The sequence below is a fragment of the Acidovorax sp. genome (assembly GCF_046339755.1).
Taxonomy (GTDB): domain Bacteria; phylum Pseudomonadota; class Gammaproteobacteria; order Burkholderiales; family Burkholderiaceae_C; genus Acidovorax.
In genome coordinates this window covers 1-4,458 of the sequence record NZ_JBKDTZ010000321.1, presented here as the reverse complement: position 1 = coordinate 4,458, position 4,458 = coordinate 1, and the positions used below count along the sequence as shown (strand labels likewise).

Sequence of the window (4,458 nt, the reverse complement as noted above, 5' to 3'; positions counted from 1 at the left end):
CTGGACGGGGGTGAGGGCACGGACATGGCGGTGTATGTGGGGCTGCTGCAGCACTACAGCTTCAGGCTGCAGAGCGGCGCCAACGGCCAACAGGAGGTGCTGGTGCGCCACATCCCGAGCGGCGATGTCGATACGCTGCGCGGCGTGGAGTTGCTGCAGGTCGGTGGCCAGGTGGTGCGCGTGCCCCTGGAGGGCCTGGCACCCCACCAGAGCTACGCGCTGGGCGACCACGCACAAGCCGTCACCAGCCAGGAGATCTTGCTGATCGGATTGCCCTCGCTGGGCACATGAGGTGGCATGCACCAGGGGCGCGGCAGCAGCCAGCCGCGCCAGACCTCCCCGGCCCACGTAGGACATCCTCTCTAGTTGGGACCGAAACCGCCGGATTGGGCGTTTGCGTGGGTAGGATGGGGCATCGTTCATTCGGTTACACCCCTCACCACCATGCCTGCGATCGGTCTCCCCTGGCCACCCAACCTCCAAATCGACGGATCGACCTACCTGGTCCGGCCGCTGACGCTGGCTGCGCCCTCGAATGTGCCGGAGCGGGTTTTCATCTTCGCGGAGGACGGCTCACCCGTGCTGACCGTGCGCCGTGACTGGGCCAGCTACCCCGAAGCGCTCTACACCGCTGAGCAAAAGCTCAGGGAGCATCTGGCGCCAACGCCGATCAATGTGTTTGGCTGATGGGTGCGGCCTTGGCGCAGACAGCGCAGAGGCCTTTAGGCACCGACCCCAATTCCCTGCAGCGCTTTTCAGCGCTGCAATCCCGCGATGGAGAGCGGCCAACAAAATTCAGCGAAGCAGCTCTGGCCAAGCGCAGCGCCGCAGGCAGTACGAGCAGTGCGACAACACGCAGCAATGGCGCCAGAAGAGTTTTGTCAGCCACTCCAAGGGCTATTCCTGTACCGATTCGCGCGTGATGCCACGGGCCACACAGCACTGATGCAGTTCACTGGTGGCCAGCATGCTTTGCTGCAGCGGATAGGTGACACGGGCCACCAGGCACTCGTCGCCCGGCTGCGAGAGAATTTCCCCCGACCGGCCCGCGCCCAGCGCCGTCCAGAACTGCAGTACCCCGATGGCATCCGTGCTGGCGTGGGCGAATCTTCCGTGGGCCACCTTGCGAGCGCGGGTGAATTTGAAGGTTTCGGATTGGGTACGCATCGGCTTGGCAGGTCAGGGAACAGCGAGGAGAAAAGCCTTCGCATGGTGTACTGCCTGTACCGAGCTCTTTGTAGGCGAACACCGCAAACTCCCCTGCGGGGCGGCCTTACCAGGGCAGGGGCTGCCCGCTGTAGGCGTAAAAACCCCCGGTGCATTCGGGCGTGAGCCCGTCGATCGCACGCAGCATATCGGCCGCCGCGTCCACCGCCGGGCGGCCGATCTCGGCACCGCGGAACGGGGCCGACAGGGCAGAGTCCACCGTGCCGGGGTGCAGCGCCACCAGCACGGCCTGAGGGTTGCCGCGTTGCACTTCAATCGCGGCAGTCTTGACGAACATGTTCAGTGCCGCCTTCGAGGCGCGGTAGCTGTACCAGCCGCCCAGGCGGTTGTCGCCAATGCTGCCCACCTTGGCCGACAGCACCGCCAGCACGCTGCGGTCCTTGGACAGCAACGGCGCAAACTGCGCCATGACCAGCGCCGGGCCCATGGCGTTGGTGCGCAGGCAGGCCTGCATCTGCGCATAGTGGAGCTGGCCCAGGCGCTTTTCGGGCATGCCTTCGGGGCCGTGCAGCATGCCGGTGGCGACGATGAGGAGGTGAAACGGGCCCTGCGGCGCCAGCGCTGCTGCGGCCTCGGCCACGGTGGCTTCGCGCTCGAAATCGACGGGTGGCACCGTGCCTCTTCCCAGCCCGACCACCAACCCACAGCGCGGGTCGGCCTGCAGGTGCCGCACGAAGGCGCTGCCGATGCCGCCCGAGGCACCCAGGACGAGGGCGCGAAAACCTTGCGGGAACGAACGAAGGTGGTCTGTCAGCATGTGAAGGAAATGCCCGCGCCCAGATGATGCGCCATGGCATGCAGTCTATCCGGTCTGCATGCCATCATCTCAGGGCCACTGCAGCCGCGTGGGCGCCCGGTACTGCGAGCGCGGCAGCGCATTCGCCGCAGGCCCGCCGGCCGTGCGCACCAGCACCGGCTCCGCGGGCCCGGGATCCTGCACGCCATGCACGAAGAAGCGGTCCACCAGCGCATAGTGTTCGGGCACATTCAGGGCCGGGGCATGGCCGCAGCCCGGCACCTCGACCACGCGCGCCTGGCCGCGTGCGCCGGGGCCGCGCGTCAGCATCTCGATGGTGGTCTCGCGCAGCACCAGGTCCGAATCCTCGCCGCGCAGGCACAGCACGGGGATGTCGAGCGCGTCGTAGTGGTCCCAGATCAGGTAGTCGTTGGCATGGTGGGTGAACTGCTGCACCATGGCCGGGTCGTAGTGCGGGGTCACGCGGCCGTCGGGCAGGCGGCGCGTGCTGGTCTCGGTCAGGCGGCGCCACTGCGCATCGCTGAGCCAGCCATAGGGCTGGTAGACCTGGCGAAAGAAGGCCTCCAGCTCGGCCACCGTATCGAAGGCCGGTGGCTGCCCGGCATAGGCCTTGATGCGGCCAAGCGCATCGTCCGCCAGGCGCGGCGCGTTGTCGTTGAGCAGCAGGCTGCGGATGCGGCCCTTGAGCTGTGGCTCGAACAGGCCCGAGGCGCACACCGTGCCAATGGCACCGCCCATGGAAGTGCCCACCCAGTGCGCCTGCTCGATCCCCAGGGCATCGAACAGGTCTGACGCGATGCGCGCGTAAAAGCGCAGCTGGTACTCGTCGGACGGATTGCGCGCCCACTGGCTCAGCCCCCGGCCAATGGTGTCGGGGCAGATCACACGAAAGCGCGGCGCCAGGTGGGCGGCCAGGTCGTCCATGTCGCGCCCGGTGCGCGCCAGGCCATGCCAGGCCACCACCACCGGGGCATCGGGCGCACCCCATTCGGTGTAGTGGACTTCATAGCCGGCGCAGGTGGCATAGCGCGATAACGGGGTCATGGTGGATAACCTTGTGAGTCAGTGGATGGGTGGATCGGCCCGGTGGCATGCGCGTTCAGCTACTTCATCAAGCGCCCGTTGGCGCCGATGACGGTGACTTCGACATACCGCGAGCCGATGCGGTTGGTAGGGGAGTAGCCCAGGCTGATACCGCCCAGGTCGTAGTTCTGCAGCGATTCGAGGGCTTTGACCACCTTGGCGCGCGTGGGCGCGGGGCCGGCGCGGCGCAGCGCCTCCACCAGCACCTTGGCGCCCAGGAACTGCTCGAAGCTGGTGTAGTTGACCTCGGCCTCGGGCGCATACTTCTTGAGCAGCGTCTGGTACTCGCGCACCACGGGGAGTTGCGGGCGAAAGGGGTACGGCACCACCTGGCTGATGCCCAGGCCGTGCGCGTTCTTCAGGCCCGCCAGCTTCACCAGCTCGGTCGGGTCCACCACCGAGATGTTGTACAGCTGCGCGCCACCGCCCTGCTCGCGGTAGCGCTGGATAAAGGCGGCCGCGGGCTTGTTGATCGCGATCATGATCACGGCATGCACGTCGGCGGCCTTGATGGCCTTGACGGCATCGTCCACCTTGTCGGTGTTGCGCTCGTAGCCGGCCGAGACGACAAGCTTCAGGTTGCGCCGCGCCAGCGCGGCCTCCACCCCCGCCAGGCCGGCCTTGCCGAAGCCATCGTCCTGGTACATCACGGCCACGCGGTTCATGCCCAGCGTGGTGAGCTGCTGCACCATGTGCTCGGCCTCGTCGCCGTAGCCAGCGCGCACGTGGAAGATCCAGGGGTTGAACGGGCTGCGCAGCGACTCGCCGCCCGTGTAGGGCGCCACCAGGGCCGCCCCGCCCTGCTCCAGCACGCCATCGCTCAGCAGCTGGGTGATGTTGGCCGTGCCGGCAAAACCGTAGAGCGCCACCACCTCGGGCTTGGCCAGCATCTCGCGCGTCAGGCGCACCGTGTCGGGCACCTTGTAGCCATCGTCCACCACCCACTGGCGGATGGTGGCGCCATGCACGCCGCCCTGGGCATTGATGGCGTCGAAGTAGATCTTGCCGCCCAGCACCATCTGCGTGCCCGTGCTCGCCAGCACGCCCGACAGCGGCGCCACCTGGCCGACCACCAGCTCCGTGCCGCGCGGCTGCGCCGCCGCCGGCAGCGCCAGCAGCCCCATTACCCCCAGCATCGCGAGTGCCGCGCCCATGCGGCGGCCCCATGTGATCCCTGTGTTCATGTCCGACCAATGTGCCGCCGGGTGCGCAATGCACCCTGGCGGCTTTGTTGTGGTGGGTCGTCGTTCTTATTCGGGGATGGCAATGGCTCCGGCTGCCGTCACGGCGATGGCGTTGCCCGCCGCAGGCACGTCGGCCAGCGGCGGCACGTTGGCTGCGGTGATGGCAGGCGAACTGCCCGGCGTTCCGACGAGCGGCACGGTGCGCAC

The 4,458-nt window shown here is 67.7% G+C and carries 7 protein-coding genes; 2 read left to right on the top strand and 5 right to left on the bottom strand.

Features of this window, described 5'->3' with window-relative positions; translation table 11 throughout:
• Together ACK59X_RS27850 and ACK59X_RS27845 are read left to right on the top strand one after the other, a co-directional pair.
• On the top strand, positions 1 to 291 hold a 291-nt coding region (locus ACK59X_RS27850), incomplete at its 5' end, for a hypothetical protein (RefSeq protein WP_409961759.1).
• Between the two features lie 153 nt (positions 292 to 444).
• Entirely contained in the window at positions 445 to 687 is a 243-nt protein-coding gene (locus tag ACK59X_RS27845) for a hypothetical protein (RefSeq protein WP_409961758.1), read from the top strand.
• A gap of 210 nt (positions 688 to 897) precedes the next feature.
• Here the strand turns inward: ACK59X_RS27845 and ACK59X_RS27840 are convergent, their stop codons facing one another.
• From ACK59X_RS27840 to ACK59X_RS27820, 5 genes are all read right to left on the bottom strand, one after another.
• On the bottom strand, positions 898 to 1,167 hold the full coding sequence (locus tag ACK59X_RS27840; protein ID WP_409961757.1) for a hypothetical protein: 270 nt from the start codon (positions 1,165 to 1,167) through the stop codon (positions 898 to 900).
• Positions 1,168 to 1,273: 106 nt separating this feature from the next.
• Positions 1,274 to 1,984 (bottom strand): SDR family NAD(P)-dependent oxidoreductase, encoded by a 711-nt coding sequence (locus ACK59X_RS27835; RefSeq protein ID WP_409961756.1) that lies wholly within the window; start codon positions 1,982 to 1,984, stop codon positions 1,274 to 1,276.
• A gap of 69 nt (positions 1,985 to 2,053) precedes the next feature.
• The gene (locus tag ACK59X_RS27830; RefSeq protein WP_409961755.1) at positions 2,054 to 3,028 is read right to left on the bottom strand and encodes an alpha/beta fold hydrolase; all 975 of its coding nucleotides are present in this window, start codon (positions 3,026 to 3,028) and stop codon (positions 2,054 to 2,056) included.
• A gap of 59 nt (positions 3,029 to 3,087) precedes the next feature.
• Complete coding sequence (locus ACK59X_RS27825) at positions 3,088 to 4,251, bottom strand: ABC transporter substrate-binding protein (protein WP_409961754.1); 1,164 nt, start codon at positions 4,249 to 4,251, stop codon at positions 3,088 to 3,090.
• 66 nt (positions 4,252 to 4,317) lie between these two features.
• The gene (locus tag ACK59X_RS27820; RefSeq protein ID WP_409961760.1) at positions 4,318 to 4,449 is read right to left on the bottom strand and encodes a hypothetical protein; all 132 of its coding nucleotides are present in this window, start codon (positions 4,447 to 4,449) and stop codon (positions 4,318 to 4,320) included.
• Between the last annotated feature and the right edge of the window lie 9 nt (positions 4,450 to 4,458).